Source organism: Gracilibacillus marinus, from assembly GCF_042651725.1.
Taxonomy (GTDB): domain Bacteria; phylum Bacillota; class Bacilli; order Bacillales; family Amphibacillaceae; genus Gracilibacillus; species Gracilibacillus marinus.
Map to the genome: position 1 here is coordinate 314,880 of NZ_JBHSDV010000001.1, position 25,009 is coordinate 339,888.

20 protein-coding genes are annotated in these 25,009 nt (G+C 35.9%); 15 read left to right on the forward strand and 5 right to left on the reverse strand.

Features of this window, described 5'->3' with window-relative positions; genetic code table 11:
* Window positions 1-75: 75 nt before the first annotated feature.
* Window positions 76-5,337, forward strand: a complete 5,262-nt coding sequence (locus tag ACFOZ1_RS01495; protein WP_390195105.1) for a family 43 glycosylhydrolase — start codon at window positions 76-78, stop codon at window positions 5,335-5,337.
* A 100-nt stretch (window positions 5,338-5,437) separates the two neighbouring features.
* Here ACFOZ1_RS01495 and ACFOZ1_RS01500 read toward each other — a convergent pair whose 3' ends face one another.
* A complete protein-coding gene (locus ACFOZ1_RS01500) occupies window positions 5,438-6,259 on the reverse strand; it encodes a lipoate--protein ligase family protein (protein ID WP_390195107.1) in 822 nt (273 codons plus the stop codon).
* Window positions 6,260-6,335: 76 nt separating this feature from the next.
* On the opposite strand from ACFOZ1_RS01500, the gene ACFOZ1_RS01505 reads away from it, so the two are divergent.
* Together ACFOZ1_RS01505 and ACFOZ1_RS01510 are read left to right on the forward strand one after the other, a co-directional pair.
* Window positions 6,336-7,637: an HD domain-containing protein gene (locus tag ACFOZ1_RS01505; RefSeq protein ID WP_390195109.1), complete on the forward strand. Its 1,302-nt coding sequence runs from the start codon at window positions 6,336-6,338 to the stop codon at window positions 7,635-7,637.
* An 18-nt stretch (window positions 7,638-7,655) separates the two neighbouring features.
* On the forward strand, window positions 7,656-8,153 hold the full coding sequence (locus ACFOZ1_RS01510; protein WP_390195111.1) for a YwgA family protein: 498 nt from the start codon (window positions 7,656-7,658) through the stop codon (window positions 8,151-8,153).
* 2 nt (window positions 8,154-8,155) lie between these two features.
* On the opposite strand, the gene ACFOZ1_RS01515 is transcribed toward ACFOZ1_RS01510, so the two are convergent.
* Window positions 8,156-8,356 (reverse strand): DUF4083 family protein, encoded by a 201-nt coding sequence (locus ACFOZ1_RS01515; protein ID WP_390195113.1) that lies wholly within the window; start codon window positions 8,354-8,356, stop codon window positions 8,156-8,158.
* Between the two features lie 54 nt (window positions 8,357-8,410).
* Window positions 8,411-8,593, reverse strand: a complete 183-nt coding sequence (locus ACFOZ1_RS01520) for a 2-hydroxymuconate tautomerase (protein WP_390195115.1) — start codon at window positions 8,591-8,593, stop codon at window positions 8,411-8,413.
* Between the two features lie 122 nt (window positions 8,594-8,715).
* On the opposite strand from ACFOZ1_RS01520, the gene ACFOZ1_RS01525 reads away from it, so the two are divergent.
* On the forward strand, window positions 8,716-9,240 hold the full coding sequence (locus ACFOZ1_RS01525; RefSeq protein WP_390195117.1) for a YwhD family protein: 525 nt from the start codon (window positions 8,716-8,718) through the stop codon (window positions 9,238-9,240).
* A gap of 140 nt (window positions 9,241-9,380) precedes the next feature.
* Here ACFOZ1_RS01525 and ACFOZ1_RS01530 read toward each other — a convergent pair whose 3' ends face one another.
* A complete protein-coding gene (locus ACFOZ1_RS01530) occupies window positions 9,381-11,501 on the reverse strand; it encodes a transglycosylase domain-containing protein (protein WP_390195119.1) in 2,121 nt (706 codons plus the stop codon).
* Between the two features lie 168 nt (window positions 11,502-11,669).
* Here ACFOZ1_RS01530 and speE point away from each other — a divergent pair, with 168 nt between their 5' ends.
* From speE to ACFOZ1_RS01560, 6 genes are all read left to right on the forward strand, one after another.
* The gene (speE, locus tag ACFOZ1_RS01535) at window positions 11,670-12,497 is read left to right on the forward strand and encodes a spermidine synthase (RefSeq protein WP_390195121.1); all 828 of its coding nucleotides are present in this window, start codon (window positions 11,670-11,672) and stop codon (window positions 12,495-12,497) included.
* A gap of 15 nt (window positions 12,498-12,512) precedes the next feature.
* Window positions 12,513-13,388, forward strand: a complete 876-nt coding sequence (gene speB, locus ACFOZ1_RS01540) for an agmatinase (RefSeq protein ID WP_390195123.1) — start codon at window positions 12,513-12,515, stop codon at window positions 13,386-13,388.
* Window positions 13,389-13,509: 121 nt separating this feature from the next.
* On the forward strand, window positions 13,510-14,559 hold the full coding sequence (locus tag ACFOZ1_RS01545; RefSeq protein ID WP_390195125.1) for an AimR family lysis-lysogeny pheromone receptor: 1,050 nt from the start codon (window positions 13,510-13,512) through the stop codon (window positions 14,557-14,559).
* 15 nt (window positions 14,560-14,574) lie between these two features.
* Window positions 14,575-15,015, forward strand: a complete 441-nt coding sequence (locus ACFOZ1_RS01550; RefSeq protein ID WP_390195127.1) for a YwiB family protein — start codon at window positions 14,575-14,577, stop codon at window positions 15,013-15,015.
* Between the two features lie 341 nt (window positions 15,016-15,356).
* Window positions 15,357-17,024 carry an arginine--tRNA ligase gene (argS, locus tag ACFOZ1_RS01555; protein WP_390195129.1) on the forward strand — a complete coding sequence of 556 codons (1,668 nt, stop codon included), beginning with the start codon at window positions 15,357-15,359 and terminating at the stop codon, window positions 17,022-17,024.
* 173 nt (window positions 17,025-17,197) lie between these two features.
* Window positions 17,198-17,989: a GNAT family N-acetyltransferase gene (locus tag ACFOZ1_RS01560; protein ID WP_390195131.1), complete on the forward strand. Its 792-nt coding sequence runs from the start codon at window positions 17,198-17,200 to the stop codon at window positions 17,987-17,989.
* Window positions 17,990-17,991: 2 nt separating this feature from the next.
* Here the strand turns inward: ACFOZ1_RS01560 and ACFOZ1_RS01565 are convergent, their stop codons facing one another.
* Window positions 17,992-19,143, reverse strand: coding sequence for a phospholipase D-like domain-containing protein (locus ACFOZ1_RS01565; RefSeq protein ID WP_390195133.1), 1,152 nt, complete (start codon window positions 19,141-19,143; stop codon window positions 17,992-17,994).
* A 152-nt stretch (window positions 19,144-19,295) separates the two neighbouring features.
* On the opposite strand from ACFOZ1_RS01565, the gene ACFOZ1_RS01570 reads away from it, so the two are divergent.
* The 5 genes from ACFOZ1_RS01570 (at window position 19,296) to ACFOZ1_RS01590 (ending at window position 24,876) form a co-directional block, all read left to right on the forward strand.
* Window positions 19,296-19,883 (forward strand): P-loop nucleotide/nucleoside kinase family protein, encoded by a 588-nt coding sequence (locus ACFOZ1_RS01570; protein ID WP_390195135.1) that lies wholly within the window; start codon window positions 19,296-19,298, stop codon window positions 19,881-19,883.
* Between the two features lie 205 nt (window positions 19,884-20,088).
* A complete protein-coding gene (gene rpoE, locus ACFOZ1_RS01575) occupies window positions 20,089-20,655 on the forward strand; it encodes a DNA-directed RNA polymerase subunit delta (protein ID WP_390195137.1) in 567 nt (188 codons plus the stop codon).
* A 425-nt stretch (window positions 20,656-21,080) separates the two neighbouring features.
* On the forward strand, window positions 21,081-22,679 hold the full coding sequence (locus ACFOZ1_RS01580; protein ID WP_390195139.1) for a CTP synthase: 1,599 nt from the start codon (window positions 21,081-21,083) through the stop codon (window positions 22,677-22,679).
* 785 nt (window positions 22,680-23,464) lie between these two features.
* Window positions 23,465-23,821, forward strand: a complete 357-nt coding sequence (locus ACFOZ1_RS01585) for a response regulator (protein WP_390195141.1) — start codon at window positions 23,465-23,467, stop codon at window positions 23,819-23,821.
* Between the two features lie 200 nt (window positions 23,822-24,021).
* Window positions 24,022-24,876: a class II fructose-bisphosphate aldolase gene (locus tag ACFOZ1_RS01590; protein WP_390195143.1), complete on the forward strand. Its 855-nt coding sequence runs from the start codon at window positions 24,022-24,024 to the stop codon at window positions 24,874-24,876.
* Window positions 24,877-25,009: the final 133 nt, after the last annotated feature.

Below are 25,009 nucleotides of genomic sequence, written 5' to 3' on the forward strand. Positions count from 1 at the left end.
GAGGGAAAGCATGATTATTAACAAATGTAAGGAGAGTAATGTGTATTCTAGTAAATGGAGGAGGAGAAAGTTTACATGAGGAACAAATGGTTAGTAATTTTGTTAACGCTTACAATGATAATCGCGTATATGCCAAGCAATATTTCTTTTGCTAATACAACAAATAATGCAGAGAATCCTGTAATATGGGCAGATGTTCCAGATCCTAGTGTAATACGTGTGGATGATACGTATTATATGTCTAGTACAACAATGCACATGAATCCAGGTGTACCAATTATGAAATCAAAGGATTTAGTAAATTGGGAGATAGTGAATTATGCATATGATATTTTAGAAACAGAAGATGCGCATTCTCTAAAAAATGGAGAGAATGAGTATGGTAAGGGGTCATGGGCTAGTAGTCTTCGTTATCATGACGGCGTCTTTTATTTAGCATTTGCTTCTAATACAACTGGAAAGACGTATATCATGACGACAACAGACATAGAAAATGGAGAATGGGAGAAGCATACATTAGATAACTTATATCATGATATGTCATTGTTATTTGATGATGATGGAAAAGTGTATTTAGTTTATGGTGGGAAAGATATTCGCATTATTGAGTTAACTTCTGACGCAACAGCGGTTAAAGAAGGCGGATTGAATGAAATTATTATACCTAATGCAGGGTCTGTTACTGGAAATGAACATATTATTAATGCAGAAGGTGCACATATTCAAAAAATAAATGGAAAATATTATATCTCTTTAATTTCTTGGCCGAATAGTGGCGGGAGAACGCAAGTGGTATACAAATCTGATACGATAAATGGAGAGTATGAAGGGAAAATTGTTTTACAAGACGAAGGGATTGCACAAGGTGGCATGGTAGATACACCGAGTGGAGAATGGTATGGATTCTTGTTTGGTGATCGCGGAGCTGTTGGTCGAATTCCTTATTTAGTTCCAGTTACATGGGAGAATGATTGGCCTGTATTTGGAATCGATGGTAAAGTACCTCAGCAATTATCTATAGGAGTAGATGGAAATCATTCTGTTCATAATATCGTGCAATCAGATGAATTCTATCAACAAAGTACGAAAGAAGCGAAAACAGCTGTAACTACAGTAAAAGAAGCAAAAGCATTAAATATGATTTCAGATGTGGAACCATTAGCTGTACAAAGTAGTGGAGCAGAACTTTTGCTAAACGGAGATTTTGAAGATGGTCAAGAACCATGGTCAGCAAATGGTGCAGCAAGTGTAGAAGTAAGGACAGACGAATTCCACACAGGTAGTCATAGTCTGTTTGTACAAGATAGAGTTGCTACAGGTGATGGCCCGAAACAAGTCATTACAGGAAAAGTAAAAGAAGGAAACACATATGAATTTACAACAATGGTGAAATATACAGAAGGTCCAGCAGAGAAAATTTTTAACTTTAATATTCAACATGGGCCAAGTTGGCAAGGTATTGAAGTGATTGGATCTGGAACAATTAAGAAAGGGGAATGGGGAGAAGTTAAAGGATCCTATACTTTCCCTGAGGGTGCGGATTTATCAGAAACATTTATTTTTGTGGAAACACCATGGGTAGCTTCGCCGAGTGCAGAGACAGATTTAATGGATTTTTATATTGATGATATTTCCTTCCAAGATGTGACTCCAGACCCGAATTTAATTGTGAATGGTAGTTTTGAAGACGGACAAGAGCCGTGGGTTGAATATCGTGATGCGAAAATACAAGTGACAGATGCTGAAGCACATACTGGTACACATAGTCTTTTAATACATGACCGTGTTGCAACAGTAGATGGACCACAGCAAGATTTAACTAATAAATTAGTTGCTGGAGCGACATATCGATTCCAAGCAAAAATTAAATACAGTGATGGTCCAGATGTAAAGAATTTTAATTTTAATATCCAAAATGGACCGACATGGCAGTCGATTCAAGTAATGAAGTCAGGTCAAATGAAAAAAGGAGAATGGGGTACAATTGAAGGAACATATACCATTCCTTTAGATGCAGACCTTTCTACATCCTTTATTTTCATAGAGACATCTTATGCCAATCCAGCGAATCCAACAAATGATTTAATGGATTTCTATATTGATGATGTGTCTTTTGTTCTTGAGAAGCTTCCAGAAGAATTACCAGAAGAGGACAAAGATGGCGAGTATGATGACAATGGATCGAAGCTTGGTCTCACATGGCAATGGAACCATAACCCTGATAACAACAATTGGTCATTAACAGATCGAACAGGATTTTTAAGATTAACAAATGGAAAGATAAGTAATAGTATTTTAGATGCGAGAAATACTTTGACACAACGTTCATTTGGACCAGAGAGTTCTGGAGAAGTAGCAATAGAAGTAAGTAATATGAAAAATGGCGATGTGACAGGTTTAGCTGCATTCCAAGAGAATTATGGTTTTGTCGGAGTGAAAATGGAAGCGGATTCTAAATCGATTGTGATGGTAAAAGGAAATTCAGAATCTGAAGAGGAAATAGCGCAAATGGATTTAAATCAAGAGAGAGTCTATCTAAAAGTTGATTTTGACTTTAAGAATAGAACAGATAAAGCGTATTTCTACTATAGTCTAGATGGTGTCACATGGGAGCAAATTGGTGATGCATTACAAATGGAATATACACTGCCACACTTTATGGGGTATCGTTTTGCGTTATTTAACTATGGAACAAAAGCTAAAGATGGGTATGTAGATTTTGATTATTTCAGAGTGAAAGATACCATTACGAATACAGATGCTACACCGCAATTATTAACAGCGAATTTAGGGAATGTAGATGAGGTAATCGGTGCACCGAATACAGAATTAGAAGTACCTGTATTATTAGATGCACTTCCAGAAGGTGAATATGAATCTGTTCAGGTATCTATTGATATTCCACAAGCATTTGATGTGGTTGGAGTAGATTTTGCAACAGATAATATCAGTGGTAATACGTCCTTTATGTTTAAAAATAATCAATTATTATTAAACATAACTGGAGAGAATGTAGATATTACGAATGCAGTATCTAATGCATTTGCGACATTAAAATTAAAGGTGAAAGCCTTTGCTACAGCGGACAAGACAGAGAAACTACGATTTAATTACATCGAAGTGAAGGGAACGAAAGATGTGGCATATAATGTACATGATGTAATTGGTACAATTGGATTGAAACAATTACAGACAGATGCAATCGCTAAAATACCTGGTTACAATAATCCATTAGTTAGCCATAAATATGGAGCAGATCCGAATGCACTCGTGTATGATGACAGGGTCTATCTATTCCTTACAAATGACGTAGTGGAATATGACGATAATGGTAATATTATTGATAACAATTATGGAAGCATTAATACAATTACAGTAATTTCTTCCGATGATATGGTCAATTGGACAGATCATGGAGCAATACCAGTTGCTGGACCAAACGGGGAAGCGACATGGGCGACGAACTCATGGGCAGTAGCCGTTGGGTATAAAGAAATAGATGGAAAAGATAAGTTCTTCATGTATTTCTCTAACAATGGTTCAGGAATTGGTGTATTACAAGCAGATTCTCCACTAGGTCCATGGGAAGACCCGATTGGGAAACCATTAATTACTGGAAGTACACCTGGTACACAAGGGGTAGTCTGGGTTTTCGACCCTGCTGTATTAATTGATGATGATGGGGAAGGTTATTTATATTATGGTGGTGGAGTGCCTGGTGGTAGTAATCCTACTCAAGAACAGGCAAAACATCCAAAGACAGCTCGAGTCATTAAATTGAGTGATGATATGATTCATACAGAAGGTGAAGCACAAGTAATTGATTCACCATATCACTTTGAATCAAGTGGTATTCACAAACATAATGGAAAATATTATTATTCTTACAGCACGAATTTCTCTGGCGTTCGTCAAGGTGATGATCCTAAATACGCAGAGATTGCATACATGGTCAGCGATAATCCAATGGGGCCATTTACGTATGTAGACGCAGTTTTGAAGAATGGTTCAGAATTCTTTGGTGTTGGTGGGAATAACCATCAAGATTTCTTTGAATTGAATAATCAGTGGTATATTGCATACCATGCACAAACTTTAGGTAAAGCATTAGGTGCTGCAAAAGGTTATCGTTCACCACATATTAACAAAGTGGAGTACTATGAGAATGGTAATATAAAAGACATTACTGCAGATATGGAAGGTGTCTCAGCAGTGAAACATTTAAATCCATATCAACGAACAGAAGCAGAAACAATTGCTTGGAATGCAGGTATTAAGACAGAAGAATCAAGTAATCCAGGATCTTTCCATGAGAATGTTAATTTACAAGTAACAGATATTCATAATGGGGATTGGATAGCTGTTTCAAATGTAGACTTCGGCAAGAATGGTGCGGATTCCTTTGAAGCAAATGTCTCCTCACTTGCAGGTGGTACAATTGAAATTAGATTAGATAGCCCTGTTGGTGAAGTGATTGGAACGGTCGAAGTAGATGGTTCAAATACAAATGCCGAATTAGTGAAAGCGGATATAACAAATGTGACTGGTGTGCACAATGTCTTCTTTATGTTCCAAGGTGATAGTGAAGAAGAATTGTTCACATTTGATTACTGGCAATTTACAGAAGCAGAGGAAGTAGAAGTCCCTGTAGAAGAAGATTTAGAATTAGAAGTAAATCAACAAGAAGGTAAAATAGTGAAGGCAGGAAAGACATATGTTATTAAGGGCACAAATTCAAAAATTACAATGCCAACAGATTTACCTGAAGGAACAAAAGTAAGTGTATTTGAAAAAGATGTAACAGAAACAAATCATGACAAGTTAACTGTAGCTGGAGATGTATTAGAGTTTATCTTTGAATATCCTGGTGGAGCGACAGTTCCTACAGAATTATTCACCTTATCATTAGGTGTAGAAGCCGAAGACCATAGTAATATAGCAATATATTATTATGATGAAGCAAATGATACTTGGGTGAACAAAGGTGGAGAAATAAACGAATCTGATGCTGTAATCACACTAGATGTAAGTCATTTCTCTGCATATGGCGTGTTTGCATTACAGAATGAAACAAATCCAGGTGATGGTGATGGACAAGATGGAGAAGATGGTCAAGACGGCGAGGACGGTCAAGATGGAGAAGATGGTCAAGACGGCCAGAACGGTCAAGACGGCCAAAATGGACAAAACGGCCAAGATAATGATGGAAATAACAACTCCAATTCAGAAAACAATCAACTACCATCAACAGCAACAAATATGTTTAATTATGCGATGGTAGGGGCGTTATTCTTATTAATTGGTGGATACGCGTTATTTGCAAGACGTAAAAACTAATAGAGGTAGCGTCTAGTTTCTGGGCAATGCCAATTCAGCTCATTGATCTTTGTACAAACTTGTTCATAGTTTAAGTTCTAAATTAAAGAAAGCATTCAGTTTAACTGAATGCTTTCTCATTTCTCTGTACCATTTGTTCCATACGTTTTTCAAAAATAGGTAATTCATTGTTATCAATGTCTTCTGTTTTATTTAATAGAAGCAATTGCTTGATTCTTTCTTTTGCATCATGAACAGTAAGCGGCTGGCCTGTTAAATCTGCCAATGAACGCATCGTTTCTGGGTTGACGATAGGATAATCGAATCGATCATCATGTAATGCATCGCCTTTTTGATAAAAGTCTCGAATAAGTGCTGCGCGTTCTTCTCCATTTCCTTCTATACACAAATAAATTTGCACTGCAATTCCATTTTTTACACGTCGTTGAGAGATACCTGCGAATTTTCTGCCATCTATACTTAAATCATAATCTCCAGGACAATAAGAACCTGTCACTTCGAATGCCTCGATAGCTGATGTAACATCTTCGTACATGGACTGAATAAAGCTAGTCATTAATTCATATCCAGAATGAATCCCCATTTCTTCTGTATCTGGCAAGATAAATGAGAAGTTAAGTACACCAGCATCAAGGACGACAGCAAGCCCACCAGAATTTCTAACGATCACATCATAGCCGCGTTGTTTTAAAAAAGAAATGCCTGCTTGGAATTTGGGTAATCGTGTATCCAAAATACCTAATACGATTGTTTTGTCATGTACCCAAAAACGACATGCACAAGTATCGGTATTTTTGCCAATCGTTTCACATAATGTATCATCTACAGCGAAAGAAGCCATCGCTGTTTGAAGATAATTCGGGTCACTATGATCAAGGAAACGTATTTTCTTGTTTGTGAAATATGTGTGCCAATCTTTCATTTTGTTCCTCCGTCCGTTTTCATTCGACTCGAATTATATTATACTAATACTAAGAAAAAAGAGGAAGGTAAATGATATGGCGTATAAAGATGAAAAGTTACATGAGGAGAAAGTATTTAAAGATCCTGTCCATCGTTATGTACATGTACGTGACCGTGTTATTTGGGATTTAATTGGAACAAAAGAGTTCCAACGATTAAGACGTATTAAACAATTGGGGACAAGTAACTTAACCTTTCATGGTGCAGAACATAGTCGTTTTAATCATTCATTAGGTGTCTATGAGATTGTTCGTCGTATTTTAGTAAATTTTGAAGATCGACCGAATTGGAATAAAGAAGAGCGACTTCTCTGTCTATGCGCTGCATTATTACATGATTTAGGTCATGGTCCTTTTTCCCATTCCTTTGAGAAAGTGTTTAAACTAGATCATGAAGAATTCACAAAGCAAATTATTTTAGGGGAAACAGAAGTAAATGTTGTATTAAGTAAAGTTGCGAATGATTTCCCACAAAAAGTAGCAGATGTGATTAATAAGACGTATAAAGACAAATTGGTTGTTAGTTTAATATCAAGTCAAATCGATGCAGATAGAATGGATTATTTACAACGAGATGCCTATTTTACTGGTGTGAGTTATGGCCACTTCGACATGGAGAGAATCTTACGTGTCATGCGACCATATGAAGACCAAGTTGTTGTAAAAGAATCAGGAATGCATGCAGTAGAAGATTATATTATGAGTCGTTATCAAATGTATTGGCAAGTTTACTTCCATCCTGTGACAAGAAGTGCAGAAGTTATTCTCACGAAAATCCTTCATCGTGTGAAGCAATTATACGAACAAGGCTATATATTTAAAATGGAACCAACACATTTTGTTTCCTTTTTTGAAGAAAAGGTATCATTAGAAGATTATATTTTGTTAGATGAAGCTGTGGTATACTATTATTTTCAAATGTGGGCACAAGAAGATGATGCGATTTTGCGCGATTTATCCTATCGATTTATTAATCGAAAATTGTTCAAATATGTAGAATTTAACCCGAACTTACAGATGAAAGAATGGATGGAATTATATCGATTATTTAATCAAATCGGATTGGATCCAGATTATTATTTAGTTGTCGATTCTTCTTCAGACTTACCTTATGACTTTTACCGTCCAGGTGAAGAGGAGGAGCGTCTTCCAATTCATTTACTTATGCCAAATCGAGAATTAAAAGAATTATCACGTCAATCTGAAATAGTTGAAGCAATTTCAGGTAAAAAAAGAACGGATCATAAATTATATTATCCCCGTGATGCTATTATTCAATTAAGTGACAGCCAACCAGAAAAAAAGAAAATATTTGAACTATTATATCAAACAGAATAGAAAATAGGGGTGTTTTCATTGTTAGATAATCATGCAAAACTAGTGAAAGTGATTGCTTCTTCAGATGGAATTGTTGGACGTAAGAAATTACAAAAAATCATCTATATTTTAAAGAAATTAGGCTATCCTTTTGAGGAAAAGTATACATTCCATTTTTATGGGCCATATTCTGAAGAATTGACACTAAGAATGGAAGAATTAACAAATTTGGGTTTTGTTTCAGAAGTACATGAACAAAAGAGTAACTATTATCAATATAGATATGAAGTGACAGAACAAGGGGAAGACTTTTTAACACATTCGAATGCATCGATTCCAGATGTGGACATGCTTGTGAATGATATGACAAATCAAAGTTCCAGATTCCTTGAATTAGTTGCGACAATGTTATATTTCGATGATTTGAGCAAAGAAGAAGTAGAGCAGAAAGTCCAAGAAGTAAAGAAAAAATCCAATTATACACTCGAGGATTTAGAGGCAGGATGGCATTATATTCAAACATTAAAAAACCAGTGATTTCACTGGTTTTTTAATATTTCATCCATTTTTTCTTCGATCCGGTTCAATTGTGTGCGCTTTGCCTTGGTGTTTGGAATCACTTTTGTGAACAGTAGAACGATTCCGATAATGATTCCGAGTAACATACTGAATGAAACAAGTGCGAAAAGCATGTCACCAATACGGAACCCGCCAATTCCTGCAAAAATAATTAAACTCATTGTAACACACCCTCTCATAAGGGAATGATACCACATAATTGTAAAAAAATACAATTAGTCAACTAATCTTTTTCCGCCAACTCCATAATTGTTTTTATCAATATCTTCTATAAACACGACGACTTTTTCTCGTGTAGCTCCAGTTGTTTCTACAACGGCATCTGTTACTTTTTCGATTAATGCTTTGCGTTGTTCATCTGTTCGTCCTTCTAACATTTGGATTGTTACATATGGCATTTGAATCGCTCCTTTTCTTATATGTAAATGCATAATATATCACTATTGTATCGTAAATGTGAAAATAGGAAAACAAAATGCTACAATAACGATACAGAATAAATTAAGCAGGAGGAATCTTGATGAGTGAACAAAATAACGAAAAAAAGAAAAAATCAACACAATTTACAATAATGAAAGATGATTCCACAGATGGGCATGGTGGATATGGTGTAGGTTCTATTAGTTTAGAAAATATTTCTCCAGTCATCGTGGATCCGAATGAAGAGCGTGCATTTGTAGATATGGGTGCGATGCATGCAAGAAGTGAAGTGGAACGTCGAGTTAAATTTATTCCAAACAAAGATGAAGTACCGAATGGCTTATTATATTGGATTGTATGGGTAACAGTAGAACGTGGAGAGAATGGGCCATATTATTATGGTGTTGCAGGAAGTGAGATTCGTGTCGACCGTTCGATAAAGCGTGCATATAAATCCATGCCTGAACACGTGAATCATATGGATAAGTCAATGAAAGGACATTACATTGTGGACCATATGGATGAGAAATCGAAACAATTGCTTGGAGATTTTCTTAAGGAATACAAACCAGAAATGTGGAACAACTCACCAGAAGAATTAAAACAAATTTTTCCTAATTCATGAACATTTTGTGAACACTTTCTGACAATTTTCTAAAATACTTGTCGGAGGATACGATTATTGATTAAAATGAACACACATGGTAACACTCTTATTGTTACTAGGACTGGAAAAAAGCCGAGAGCGCATGCTCCGGCTTTTTTTCATTCTGACGGTGGTTCTTCTCCTATCCATAACCAATCCCACCATTTCTTTAGAAAAGGATGTTCTTCGACGGCTTGTTTGATATCTTCACTCAAATAATTATTTAGATGAACCGTGCATTGTTGTGTTGGCTCTGTTCCTTTTACGAATAGCATAGGGTAGGCACTCGTGCATGCATCTGACGCGACAAATCCTGTTTGTAAGTCAATCGGTACTTCGATGACATTCAATGGGCGTTCTGGATTTGTGACAATCATATCTTCGTGTGCTTTCTCCATGAAATTAGCCCAAATGTCTTTAGAAAAGTGATGTTCTTCTACTTTTTCAATTGGACGATTGTCATCATATCCAATCCACACAGATGTCACAATAGATGGGGAGAAGCCAATCATCCAACTGTCCGAATCAGTGGTGCCTGATTTTCCTGCATAGTCGTGTGTTAATTGATCGGCGATTGTCGCACCAGTCACACTCATATAGCCATTCAAATCTTTTCTGAACATCCCTTTCATCATATCTGTAAGAATATAGGCAAGCTCTGGTTGTAGCAATTGTTTTGGATCGACCTTTTCTGAAAAGAACGGGAAGAAACTGTTCTTTTCTTCTTCCTCTTCTGTAGTGCGATCATAGACGATGTTCCCTTGCGCATCGATTACTTTTGTGATGGTATGTGGAGTAATTTCTTTGCCACCATTTGCAATAATACTGTATGCTCTCGTCATTTCTTCAACAGAAACAACCTCTGTGCCTAGTGCTAAAGATGCAACGGGTTCTAGTTCGCTATCAATAAGGAATTTTTCTTTTGCAATACGTACAAATCGTTCTGGTGTGACATATAGGTTTGTTTTTACTGCAAAGATATTATCAGAAAGTGCGATTGCTTGAGCCATCGTAATCGGTTCATTTGCATAATAGTCGTTGAAATTGCTTGGTTGATAGCTTTGACCATTTGCAAGCGCGAATGTTGTTGGTTTACTCATCATTGTTGTTGCTGCAGTCATCCCATTTTCAAGACCGGCATAATAGAGGAATGGCTTAAAAGAAGAACCAGGCATTCGTTTCGCTTGCACTGCACGATTATACGAAGAGTCTTCATAATTTTGTCCACCAATTAATGCAGTAATTGCTCCAGATGAAGGGTCCATTGCCATAGAGCCTACTTGAATATCCGTATTTGTAATGGTAGATTCTACAGATTGCTGCATGGCTAATTGTTGATCCATTTGCAGTGTTGTGTATACTTTATAGCCACCTGATTTAATACTTTCTACATCCATATCCAGAAGTGTAACGAGTTCCTTTTCGACAACATCTTGAAAATATGGTGCGATACCTTTAGTAACAATCGTTCGAGAATCTGAGAATTGTAATGCTTCATTTATTGCTTCTCTATATGTCGCTTCATCTAATACACCTTGATGAAACAAATTGGTTAAAATAAGTTCTTGGCGTGCCTTAGCTTTATCCATATTATGAAAAGGAGAATAAATCGAAGGACCTTTAGGGATTCCTGCTAGCATACTCGCCTCTGCCCATGTTAATGTATCTGCAGACTTGTTGAAATAATATTTGCTGGCAGCTTCAATCCCGTAAGCACCGTGTCCATAATAGATGGTGTTTAAATAGCCTTCTAGTAATTCTTCTTTCTCATAAAACATTTCTAATCTCACTGTATAAAATGCCTCATATAATTTTCGTTTCCATGTCTTTTCATGTGACAAGAACAGATTTCGAGCATATTGTTGGGTAATCGTACTTGCACCTTCTTTTAAGGATAATGTTTGGATATCTTTGAGAATGGCACCTGCTAATCGTTTGAAGTCAAAGCCAAAATGGTCATAAAATGTTTGATCCTCTGTCTTAATTGTCGCTGTTTCTACTTTATCATCAATCGCTTCAAGGCCTACCCAGTATCGTTTTTCTTTCCCGAATTCTTCTCCGAATACTTCGCCACTTGCGCTATAGTAAATGGTATTCTGTTCTCGTTCTAGAGAAGGTGGACCTAAGAAGAAGCTAGCACCTAAGATAACAATCAAAAAAGAAGCGGCAGAAAAAAATACGAATAAAAATAATTTAATTGTTCGCATTCTTCTTTTATATCGACGTCTACTTTTTCGCATGCTAATTTCCTCCTATTTTTACATATACATTCGTATTATGGGGAAAATAGCGAAATAATAAACATTAGCTAAAGAAATACTTGATTTTTTACGAAAAATCTCTAGAATAATAGTGTTTACACTATCAATAATTATTCGAGTTCACATATATAAGGAGAAGATGACAAAATGGGAATATGGTTTACAGAAAAACAAACAGAGAACTTTGGGATTACAGCAAAAATTAACCGCACATATGTATCGGAACAAACAGATTTCCAAAAATTAGATATGGTAGAAACAGCAGAGTGGGGCAATATGCTCTTACTAGATGATATGGTAATGACAACAGAGAAGGATGAATTCGTCTATCATGAGATGGTTGCACATATTCCTTTATTTACACATCCGAATCCGAAGCATGTTCTAGTAGTTGGTGGAGGAGATGGTGGTGTCATCAGAGAAGTGTTGAAACATAAGTCAGTCGAAAAAGCGGTATTAGTGGATATTGATGGGAAGGTAATCGAATACTCTAAACAATACTTACCATCTATTGCAGGGAAATTAGAAGATCCAAGAGTAGAAGTGAAGGTAGGAGATGGCTTCATGCATATTGCAGAAAGCGAAAATGCATATGATGTCATTATGGTAGATTCAACAGAACCAGTAGGACCTGCAGTAAACCTATTTACAAAAGGATTTTATGCAGGAATTTCAAAAGCATTAAAAGAAGATGGTATCTTTGTAGCACAATCTGACAATCCATGGTTCAAAGCAGATTTAATTCGCCAAGTACAACAAGATGTGAAGGAAATTTTCCCAATCACGAAATTATATTTAGCAAATATTCCAACATATCCAAGTGGTCTATGGGCATTTACATTAGGTAGTAAAAAGTATCATCCACTTGAGGTAAGTGAAGAACGTTTCGCTGAAATAGATACGAAATATTATACAAAAGAAATTCATTTTGCGAGCTTTGTTTTACCAAAATTCGTTCAAGATTTAACGAAGTAATAGGGGGATATACGGATGCGCTTTGATGAAGGATATTCAGGAAAAGTATTTATTATGTCGCGCGATACACACGAAGATGCGGATGCGATTATTTACGGAATGCCAATGGATTGGACTGTAAGCTTTCGACCTGGTTCACGCTTTGGCCCGAATCGTATAAGAGAAGCATCGATTGGTTTGGAAGAGTATAGTCCATATCTTGATCGTCATTTAGAAGAAGTGCATTATTTTGATGCAGGGGATATTCCATTACCATTCGGGAATGCAGAGCGAAGTCTTGGTATGATTAAGGAATACGTACAAAAAATTGTCGATCAAGGGAAATTCCCGCTTGGATTAGGTGGAGAGCATTTAGTTAGTTGGCCAATATTTGAAGTGATGTTTGACAAGTACCCAGACCTTGCTGTCATTCATATCGATGCACATGCAGATTTAAGGGTGGAATATGAAGGGGAAGTATTGTCACATTCTACACCGATTCGCAAAGTATGTGAGAATTATGGAGCGGAAAACGTATATTCCTTTGGTATTCGTTCAGGAATGAGAGAAGAATTCCAGTATGCGAAGGAAAGCGGAATGTATATGGCAAGATATGAAGTAGCAAAACCACTTCAAGAGATTTTGCCGACATTAAAGGATCGTCCTGTGTATGTGACTATTGACATTGACGTACTAGACCCAGCATTTGCGCCAGGCACAGGAACTGCTGAAGCTGGTGGGATTACATCGAAAGAATTATTAGAAGCAATTCATGCAATTGCAAAGTCAGATGTTCGTGTAGTAGGTGCAGATTTAGTTGAGGTAGCACCAGTCTATGACCATTCAGAAAAGACACCAATTGCAGCAAGTAAATTCATTCGTGAAATATTGTTAGGATGGGTAAAGAAATAATGATTGTTTGACATCTTGTTATGAGTAAAATCTCCCCTATTTCTGATATGATTTAATGCAACTCTATCGCAAAATATGATAGAATATGTTACAAACATTTCTTAAATAGGGGTATATCAAGATGACAAGAGATAACAAAATCCACCCAATTATGGAACAATTTCTAAATAGTTCAACAGAATTACCGTTGTATGTCATTTATCAACAAATCAAGGCACAACCAGATGAAATCGATACAATGCGATTGATATGTCTACATTGTAAAGATGCTTCCAATCAACATGTAGCAATGGAGTATTTATATACAAATGGTCTATATGAAGATTTACATACAGTAATTGAAAAAAATCGTTCCTCCATTCATTCCACTATTCGTAATTATGCACTTCTTTATCAGATAATGTATGAACGAAAGACATTATCGAAGAAGCAAATTAAACCAGATGCACCGATGCGTTATGTTAAAATGAGTAATCGTATTGATTCTACTTCAACGGACAATGTTTTTCACATATTAAAAGATTTAATCCATATTTATAGTTATTTTGATGTTCATCAATACGGTAAAATAGGTAATTATAATGATCGCATTAAAGAGAGATTAGATATGCTCACAGATCCATTATTACGTGAATTACTTGAAGCGAGACTTGATGAAACTTTATGCATTTATCATTGGAAAAGAAATGAAGTCATCTTATCAAGGAAATATGGGTATAAACTCTTAGCTAATACAAATAACCAAAGAAAGAAAATTGATTTGCACAACATATTCGCACAGACATATGTATTAGAAAGTTACGAACAAGCAATCCACCATGCAACAGTAGCATTAGAATTAGCTGAATCGATTCAGGACGAGCGCGCAATCTACGGGTTAGAGAATTATACCATCCCATTTATTTCTTCTTACCACGGAAAAACAGACGAGGTGAAGACAGAGGATGTAGCAGAACAAGCACATCTTGCATTAAGGAAGGGAGATAATAAGACATGCATCGAACTTTTAGAAGCACTTCCTACTCTAACCCCATTTCAAGAATATTATTTAGGATTAGCGAAAAAAGATAAAGCACTATTACGCCAATCTTATCGTCATTTTATCGAAGAACGCGATGATTATTTTTATGCGAGATTACCATTATTAGCACTGCAAGAAATGGATCAATAAAGGATGACGAATGTAATGACAGAAAAAAGTAAGGTAAATGTAAAGATGACTGTGGAAATACATGATCGTGGTAACAAAATGAAAACAGTGATCGAAGAACAAGGACAACTCATTGAAAATGAAACAACAACTATTCTAAAGTTTAGTGAGAAAGATGAAAATAACGAAACAATTGATTCTTTTATTACGATAACGAAAGACAGTGTCTCAGTAAAAAGGTCTGGCGCCATCTCAATGTTACAAAAATTTAAACAGAAACAAATAACAGAAAATATGTACAGACACCCGTTTGGTACCATGCATATGGAAACAAAAACAGACCAAATCATGTATGAAAAACCAACAGAAAGAAAGCAAGGCAAATTATTTATGAGCTACACAACAAGTCTAGACGGAGAAAACCCAAGAAGACAACGATTGACTATTGTAATAACAAAAGCGAATACGCCCGTTTAGAAACGTAGTGACTGGAGTGAAGCAACCAAAATAAAGGAATCACGATGAGCATGCGAATCGATGATGACTTATTGAAGGATGATTCACGAAGTCACCTAGTTTCTGGGCGTAAGAGCTGGATGAGACAAAAGCGAATACGCCCGTTTAGAAACGTAGTGACTGGAGTGAAGCAACCAAAATAAAGGAATCACGATGAGCATGCGAATCGATGATGACTTATTGAAGGATGATTCACGAAGTCACCTAGTTTCTGGGCGTAAGAGCTGGATGAGACAAAAGCAAATACGCCCGTTTAGAAACGTAACGGTTAAATTGTAAAAACAAAAATGGAGGGCATCACAATGAATGTAATGCAGGAAATGCAAGAAAATTTAAAAAGCGCAATAAAACAAGCAGTACTGAATGCGGAATTAGCCAAAGAAGAAGAGATTCCTGCGATTGTCTTAGAACAACCAAAGGATAAAGCACATGGTGATTATGCAACAAATATTGCAATGCAACTAGCGCGTGTAGCAAAAAAGGCACCACGTCAAATTGCAGATGCAATCATAGAAAAATTAGATCACACCAAAGCATCAATCAAACAAGTAGAGATTGCAGGACCAGGATTCATTAACTTTTTTATGGACAACAGTTATTTAACGAATCTAATTCCAACGATTATAGAACAAGGTGAGTCTTATGGCTCATCTAATGCAGGGAAAAGCGAAAAAGTGCAAGTGGAATTTGTTTCAGCTAATCCAACAGGTGATCTTCATTTAGGTCATGCACGTGGGGCGAGTGTTGGAGATAGTTTATGTAATATTTTACAAAAGGCAGGATATGATGTAAGTCGAGAATATTATATTAATGATGCAGGAAATCAAATTAATAATTTAGCACTGTCGGTAGAAGCACGATACAACCAAGCATTAGGTAAAGATTTCCCAATGCCTAAAGATGGGTACCATGGCGCAGATATTATTAAAATTGGGGAAGATTTAAAAGCGCAATATGGTGAGTCATTATTAGAAAAAGCGCCGACAGAACAACATGTTTTTTTCCGTGAATATGGATTGAAATATGAATTAGCAAAATTAGCAAAAGATCTAGAACAATTCCGTGTGACATTTGATCATTGGTTCTCAGAAACATCTTTATATGAAGAAGACAAAGTTGTACCAGCAATCGAAGTATTACGAGAAAAAGGGTATATTTATGAACAAGATGGTGCGACATGGTTCCGTTCAACAGACTTCGGTGATGATAAAGACCGTGTATTAATTAAACAAGATGGTTCGTATACGTATTTATCACCAGATATTGCATACCACAAGAATAAATTAGATCGTGGATTTGAGAAGCTAATTAATATTTGGGGTGCAGATCATCATGGATATATTCCACGTATGCGTGCAGCAATTCAAGCACTTGGCTATGATGCAGATACGTTAGAAGTAGAAATCATCCAAATGGTGAATCTATTTGAAAATGGCGAAAAAGTGAAGATGAGTAAACGTACAGGAAAAGCTGTCACATTACGCGAATTAATGGAAGAAGTCGGTATTGATGCAATGCGTTATTTCTTTGTGATGCGTTCAGCGGACTCTCATTTAGATTTTGATATGGATTTAGCAAAATCACAGTCTAACGAAAATCCAGTCTACTATGTTCAATATGCACATGCACGTATTTGTACAATGTTAAAACAAGCAGAAGAGAAACAAATTGATTTTACATCATATGATCAATCACTTGCCCAATCAGAAAAAGCAGAAGAGCTATTGAAAAAACTTGGTGAATTCAGTCAAACAATTGAAGACGCAGCGATAAACCGTACACCACATCGCATACCACAATATTTATTTGACCTAGCATCAAGCTTACACAGCTTCTACAATGCAGAAAAAGTCATCAAAGAAGATGCATTAGAAGAAACAAAAGCCAAATTAGCACTAATGCAAGCAGTAAAAATCACCATCCATAACGGATTAAAATTAATAGGAGTAAACGCACCAGAGAGTATGTAAGTACAAAAGCGAAAGCCCCCCGATAAGAAACGTAGCGACTGTAAGGTAACTACACATTATTTGCAATTAAAAAAGGCACATGAAGAACATCATTTTGTTATCATGTGCCTTGATTATCATTCCTATGAAAACGTATAACAACAAATGGTGTAATCATGTGAGGTGACAATGAGATGATACGACAGCTAACAGAAGCAGATAATGAGAAATGTCAAGCATTAATACAGACAAAGCCTGCAGAGAATCTATTTATTATTGGCGATATAGAGGCATATGGTTATGAACAAGACTTCCAAAAGGTATGGGGGCAATTTAATGAACAGAATGAGCTAATCGCCATTCTATTAAAATATGAAAGAAACTATATCCCATTTGCAATTGGTGAACTAGATGCAGAAGGATTTGCAAATATTATCAACCAAGATGACGAATTTGCTATGTTATCTGGACTAATCACATATACAGAACCAATCGAAGCCTTTCTTCATAAAACCCAAATATCGAAGCGACAATTGTATTATGTGAAATTGACGAATCATCACATGTTACAAGTTACACCTTCTGTTAATGTGCATCTTTTAAATCCAGAAGAAATCAACCGTCTAAAAATATTGTTACAAACTATTCCAGAATTTCGAGATAAGCCATTCAATTTAGAAATTAAAAAACGCAATATGCAAAATGGCGTAGCGAGATGCTACTATGTGGAAGAAGATGGAGTGATGGTCTCCACTGCCTCCACAAGTGCTGAAAATAAGAACTCTGCAATGATTGTTGCAGTAGGTACTAATAGTGCGTATAAAAGAAAAGGGTACGCAACGGCTTGTTTAAGTAAATTATGCCAAGATTTGTTAGCAGAAGGTAAAGAATTGTGTCTATTTTATGAAAATGAAGACGCAGGTAAAATCTATAAACGATTAGGATTCCAACAAATTGAGCATTGGATGATGTACACATATGAGTAACTTCAAAGAAAAGGACGGAATAATGGACTAATAAAGCCAAGTAGCCTCATCCATAGTGGTTGGTGTCTAATCCATTGTTCCGTCATTTCTTTACATTGGACTAAATCCGCATCATACACTTCTCTCATTTTTTGATAAATAGGATGAGAGTTGTCCACAATCATATTTAACTCCTCATTCAATCGAAAGCTCCGCTGGTCAAAATTGCTCGTTCCAATATCGCAGAAGTGGTCATCAATAAACAATACTTTCCCATGAAAAAAGCCGTCCATATATAGAAAAATTTGTGCTCCTTTGTTATTCATTTTGGTTAAAAACGATAATGCACCTGCTTTTGTTAACAGATGATCCGCTTTTTCTGGTATCACAATTTTCACATGAACACCACGGTCTAATGCATGGAATAATTCAGTAAGTACTCTCTTTGTTGGGATAAAGTATGGTGAGCCAATCTCAATCTGATTTGTTGCACGGCGTATGAGGTGAACTATGCTCTCCTCTAGTGACCCACCTTCATTTCGCACAATTCTAATTAAATCGCCTTCCAATGTGGGTGAAGGGATGACAACTTTGGATTTGTTCCAATCCTCTGTAAAGACATGATGGAACAAATAGGCGACATCTCCAGTAAGGCGAACATGATAATCACGCCACTTTCCTAAATGCAGATCTCTACCTAAATATTCGTCTCCTAGATTAAATCCGCCACAATAGGCGATTTCTTTATCAATGACAACAACTTTGCGATGATTTCGCTTTTGCAGATGATAGAAAAAAGGTGCTTTGGGCCGATTGGCTTTTTTGAATGCAAAACGATCTTGTAACCATTTCTTTCGAAAAAAAAAGCTCCCAACCCAATCGGTTAAAAAACGTACTTCTACCCCTTCGTCTTGTTTTTGACTCAATAATGCATAAAGACGATTACTAATTTTATCTTGACGTATAATATAAAATTGGATATCAATGGAATGCTTGGCATGTTCAATATCTTTACATAATTGTTCATATAATGAAGTACCATCTGTATAAATGGAAATATGGTCAGAATAACTTAACCATTGTTCACTTTTATTTGTCTTTTTTGTTAAATACACGCCTAGTTGGTAATCTAAATAGAATAAAATGAGCAATGCGATAATAATGATGAGAATCATATGAATACTCCTTTTGTTGTAGCGTGTGTCAAATTGTATACCTGTTTTTTTATCATGCACTATATGTTTAAAAATCATGTATTTTTTCGTGCGTTTTTTGTTGGAATCGGTTAACATAGGAATGGAATACATAATTAATTAGAGGTGGTATTATGCAAAAATTAGTATTTTTTGTTGGGGTAGCAGGTACAGGGAAAACGACAGTCGCGGAAAAAATTGCTGCAGAGATTCCATGTGCATTTTTAGATCGCGATACAGTTGGCGGCCGATTTGTAGAGCGTTTTCTTGAAATGAATAATTTAGATCCAAATGATCGTGATTCTTCTTTTTATAAAGAAAACTTAAGAGACTTAGAATATGATACTACGAAAGATATTTGTATTGAAAATCTAAGAGTTGGACAGAATGTATTTATGATTTCACCATTTACAGCAGAATTGAAAAGTAAAGAATGGATTGAGGGTGTCATTGCAGCTAGTGGCAAGACTAGAAATGATGTCGATGTGAAAGTGATTGTCGTTACACTTCAAGATATCGAACAACAACGTAATCGAATTGAAGAACGCGGAACAGTCAGAGATACATGGAAATTAGAAAACTGGGATCAATACGAAACAAGAGTGGACTTTGTCCCAACAATTAATTGGGATATTGCACAAGATAACATATTAGTATTTGATAACTCAGGAGACCTTTCAGAAGAAAAGGTGAACAACTTAGTATCTTTCATTGAAGCGTAAGAAGTGGATATACGATAAAATAACACGATGCAGAACGACTACACAATCTTTGGTAGTGTATCAGAAATAGATGCAGATGCTATTAGTAGAAGTAAAGAATGATTATTTCTAATTGCAATTCAATTCTTTAAGCAATATAATGTTATGGTACTAATGCATACATATGTTAATTGACATAGATTTTACGATAAAGGAGTGCGTAGTCGTGAGTTTAAAAGATCTCTCTCAAGAAAAAATTAATGACATGGCAATGATTGATATTGCAGCAATACTGTTGGAAGAAGAAAATAAGGCACTAGATTTCCGCGAAATTTTTAATCGCATTGCAAAATTAAAAGGATTTAGTGAAAATCAAAAGGAAGAAGCACTTAATCAATTTTATACTGATTTAAATATTGATGGTCGCTTTATGACAAAAGGATCTAATATTTGGGGATTGAAACGTTGGTACCCTGTTGAAGAAATTGATGAAGATATCACAACAGAGCCGAAGAAAAAGAAGAAAAAGAAAAAAGCAACGAAAAAAGCTGTTATCGATGATTTAGATATCGACGAAGATATCGACGAAGAAGAAGATGAGTTAACACTTGACGAAGATATCATTGAATTAGATGAAGAAGAAGACGATGACGTGGAAGCGGAAGACATTGAAGAGGACGATTTCGACTTTGATGATGACGACGATGATTTAGAAGATGAAGAAGATTTTGATGACGACTTTGAAGAAGAAGATGAAGATTTAGACGACGATGAGGAAGAAGAAGAAAAATAACAAAACATGCTTGACTTTCCATCGTGAACTGAGTACAATTTTACTTGGGCTCCATTAATTATGGATAATATGGCGTTCCCCTCAAGTAGGGGGACGCTTTTTTGTTTGATTAAGGAATGAAATAAATACGCGCAGTACGATTGCGATGTCGTTGTATGCGGAGAGTAATGGCTTTGTTTTGTGAAGCCATCTATTATTTTTCATTCAGTAGATAGCCTTAGATAGTTTTTGCTTAGCATAGAACGCTATAAACAATTCGACTTTACTAATTACTATATATGCAGACACTCTTATTCATGATAAGAGGAATTTGTTGAGTTGAATTTGTTGAAGTTAGCGTTTTTTGCTTTTCGTAGCTTGGTATGTTTTCTGACATGTAAGCTCAATATATAAAAAGTCGATAATTTAAAGAAAGAGGGATAAGTGTGACGAAATATATCTTTGTAACAGGTGGGGTAGTATCTTCAATTGGGAAAGGTATTACAGCAGCATCACTAGGTCGTTTATTAAAAAATAGAGGATTGAATGTAACAATCCAAAAATTTGATCCATACATCAACGTGGACCCAGGAACAATGAGCCCGTACCAACACGGGGAAGTTTTTGTAACAGATGATGGTGCAGAAACAGATTTAGACTTAGGTCACTATGAACGGTTTATTGATATTAATTTAAACAAATATAGCAATATAACAACAGGAAAAATTTATTCAACTGTTATTAAGAAAGAACGTCGTGGCGACTATTTAGGTGGAACTGTACAAGTTATTCCACATATTACAAATGAAATAAAAGATAAAGTATTCCAAGCAGGAAAACAAACAAATGCAGATATCGTTATTACAGAGATCGGTGGAACAGTTGGAGATATCGAGTCATTACCATTTATTGAAGCGATTCGTCAAATTAAAAGTGATATTGGCCGCGAAAATGTAATGTACATTCACTGTACATTAGTGCCATACATTAAAGCAGCAGGGGAATTAAAAACAAAACCAACGCAACATAGTGTCAAAGAATTACGTTCATTAGGTATCCAACCAGATGTGATTGTATTACGTACGGAACATAATATTAGTCAAGAAATGAAAGAAAAGATTGCTCTATTCTGTGATATTGATGAGCGTGCAGTTGTAGAATCTGGTGATGCAGATACACTTTATCATGTGCCATTAGCAATGCAAGAACAGAAATTAGATCAATTAACTTGTGACCATTTTGGTTTAGACTGTGGACCTGCAGATATGTCAGAATGGAACGAATTAGTAGAACGTGTGTTACATTTATCGAAAAAAGTTACAATCGGCTTAGTAGGAAAATATGTAGAATTACCTGATGCATACATTTCTGTAGTAGAAGCATTAAAACACGCAGGATTTGCTCATGATGCAGATGTAGAAGTGAAATGGATTAACGCAGAGCATGTTACAGAAGAGAATGTCAATATGTACTTAGGTGACGTGGATGGTATTTTAGTACCTGGTGGATTTGGTGACCGTGGTATAGAAGGAAAGATTGAAGCAATTCGCTTTGCTAGAGAAAACAAAGTTCCGTTTTTAGGAATTTGTTTAGGTATGCAACTTGCGACAGTAGAGTTTGCACGTAATGTATTGGGATTAGAAGGAGCAAACTCCGCAGAAATCGATCCAGAAACAAAATATCCAATTATCGACTTATTACCAGAACAAAAAGACATATCTGATTTAGGTGGTACATTACGTTTGGGAATCTATCCTTGCCGCTTAAAAGACGGTACAAAAACAAAAGAAGCATATGAAAATGAAGATATTGTATACGAACGCCACCGCCACCGTTTTGAATTTAACAATCAATATCGTGATCAAATGGAGGAAAAAGGATTTATCTTCTCTGGTACAAGCCCAGACGAAAAATTAGTCGAAACAATCGAAGTAAAAGACCACCCATGGTTTGTTGCTTCACAATTCCATCCAGAATTCAAATCAAGACCAACAAGACCACAACAATTATTTAAAGGGTTTATTGGTGCTACAGTAAATAAATAAGTTTAATAAAAAACTGTCAATCACATTGGATGATTGACAGTTTTTTTAGCAGTTTTAATGTGACGCAGGGAATATGTGAGCCACACAGGAATAATCAGCACGACGCAGGAATTCCACGAGCGACGCAGGGAAAATTAGCATGACGCAGGAATTCTATGAGCGACGCAGGAATAATCAGCACGACGCAGGAATTCTATGAGCGACGCAGGGAAAATTAGCATGACGCAGGAATTCCACGAGCGACGCAGGAATAATCAGCACGACGCAGGAATTCCATGAGCGACGCAGGGAAAATTAGCACGACGCAGGAATTCCATGAGCCACACAGGGAAAAACAGCACTACAAAGAGATTCCTATTCACTTGCTGTTTACAAAATGCTTTTATTTAAATAATTTATGATCACTATTTATTCATATTAATCTTAATGTCTGGAAATCCCAGCATGGCCAAGAGAATCCCTGCGTGGCTAAGAGAATTCCAGCGTGACCAAGAGAATTCCAGTGTGGCACAGAGAATCCCTGCGTGGCCAAGAACCCCCCCTCACCAAATAATCCCATTAACAAATATAATAATAAAAATTTACAACATTCTCAAAAAAAGATAATATTGTAAAAAAAGGTATTATAATATAAAGTCAATACATAATGAAATTTTTCTTTTTAGCAGGAAATAGACAAAAGATATCGAATAATAATTAAAGCACCATGAATGAAGAAAAAGTATAAATACATATTGGGAGTCAACACCTAAAATATACAGATACAAAAAAGGGAGAGGTACATAGTGAAAAAAATCCTTGTTGTGGATGATCAGGTTGGTATACGTTTATTGTTAAAGGAAGTATTTAAACAAGAAGGATACGGTGTTGTATTAGCGATGAACGGGGAAGAAGCATTAAAAAAGATGAATAAGCAAATACCAGACTTAATTATTTTAGATTATCAATTACCAATAATGGATGGTTATACATTTGTTATGAAAATAAAGGAAATAGGATTAGATATTCCTACAGTAATCATGAGTGGATTACCGGACAGAGCGGAAGAGAGAGCTAAAGAAATGCAGATGGTAAAAAAAATTATCGGGAAACCATTTCAATTAAATGATATTCGTGCGATTGTAAGAGAGTTATTACAATAAAATATTTAAAAAATGTGTAGAATTGTTAAGATTAATTAACAAATTTGCGGATTTTTTTGTTCGTAACCGTTTTCTTGGAATTGAGTTGTTGCACCTTTCGTTAGTAATTGGTATTCTATTAATGGATACAATAATTAAAGCAGTGTGATTGATTGTTGTGTAATTTTTTGTGTATACATACCTTAAAGGAGGAACAAACAATGCCATTAGTATCAATGAAAGAAATGCTAGAAAAAGCAAATAAAGAACGTTATGCAGTTGGACAATTCAACATTAACAATTTAGAGTACGTACAAGCGATTCTTCAAGCAGCACAAGATGAGAAATCTCCAGTAATTCTTGGTGTATCTGAAGGTGCAGCAAAATACATGGGTGGATTTAATGTTGTTGTAGCAATGGTAAAAGCAACAATGGAAGCACAAGGTACTACAGTGCCAGTAGCAATCCATTTAGATCATGGTTCAAGCTTCGAAGCTTGTGCAAAAGCAATTCATGCAGGATTCACATCTGTAATGATCGATGCATCACACGATCCATTTGAAGAAAACATTGCAGTAACTTCTAAAGTAGTAGAACTTGCACACTTCCACGGAGTTTCTGTTGAAGCAGAACTTGGAACTGTTGGTGGACAAGAAGACGATGTAGAAGGTGACATCATCTATGCTGACACAAACGAATGTAAAGAACTTGTAGAACGTACTGGTATTGATTGTTTAGCACCAGCATTAGGTTCTGTACATGGTCCTTACAAAGGTGAGCCTAACTTAGGATTCAAAGAAATGGAAGAAATCAATACAGTTGCAGGTGTGCCATTAGTACTTCACGGTGGTACTGGTATCCCAACAAAAGATATCCAAAAAGCAATCTCTTACGGAACTTCTAAAATCAATGTAAACACAGAAAACCAAATCCAACAAACTAAAGTAGTTCGCGAAGTATTAGCAGCTAACCCAGATATGATCGACCCTCGTAAATATCTTGGACCAAGCCGCGATGCAATTAAAGATACTGTTATCGGTAAAATGCGTGAATTCGGTTCTGCTGGAAAAGCTTAATTACATTTTTTACAATAAAGCTACTCTTTCTTATATGGAAGAGTAGCTTTTTTTAGTTACATTACGTTATAATGGTAATGATTGTTTGGACAAGAAAGAAGTCTGTAAATATACGCAAAATACAGTTCATTTC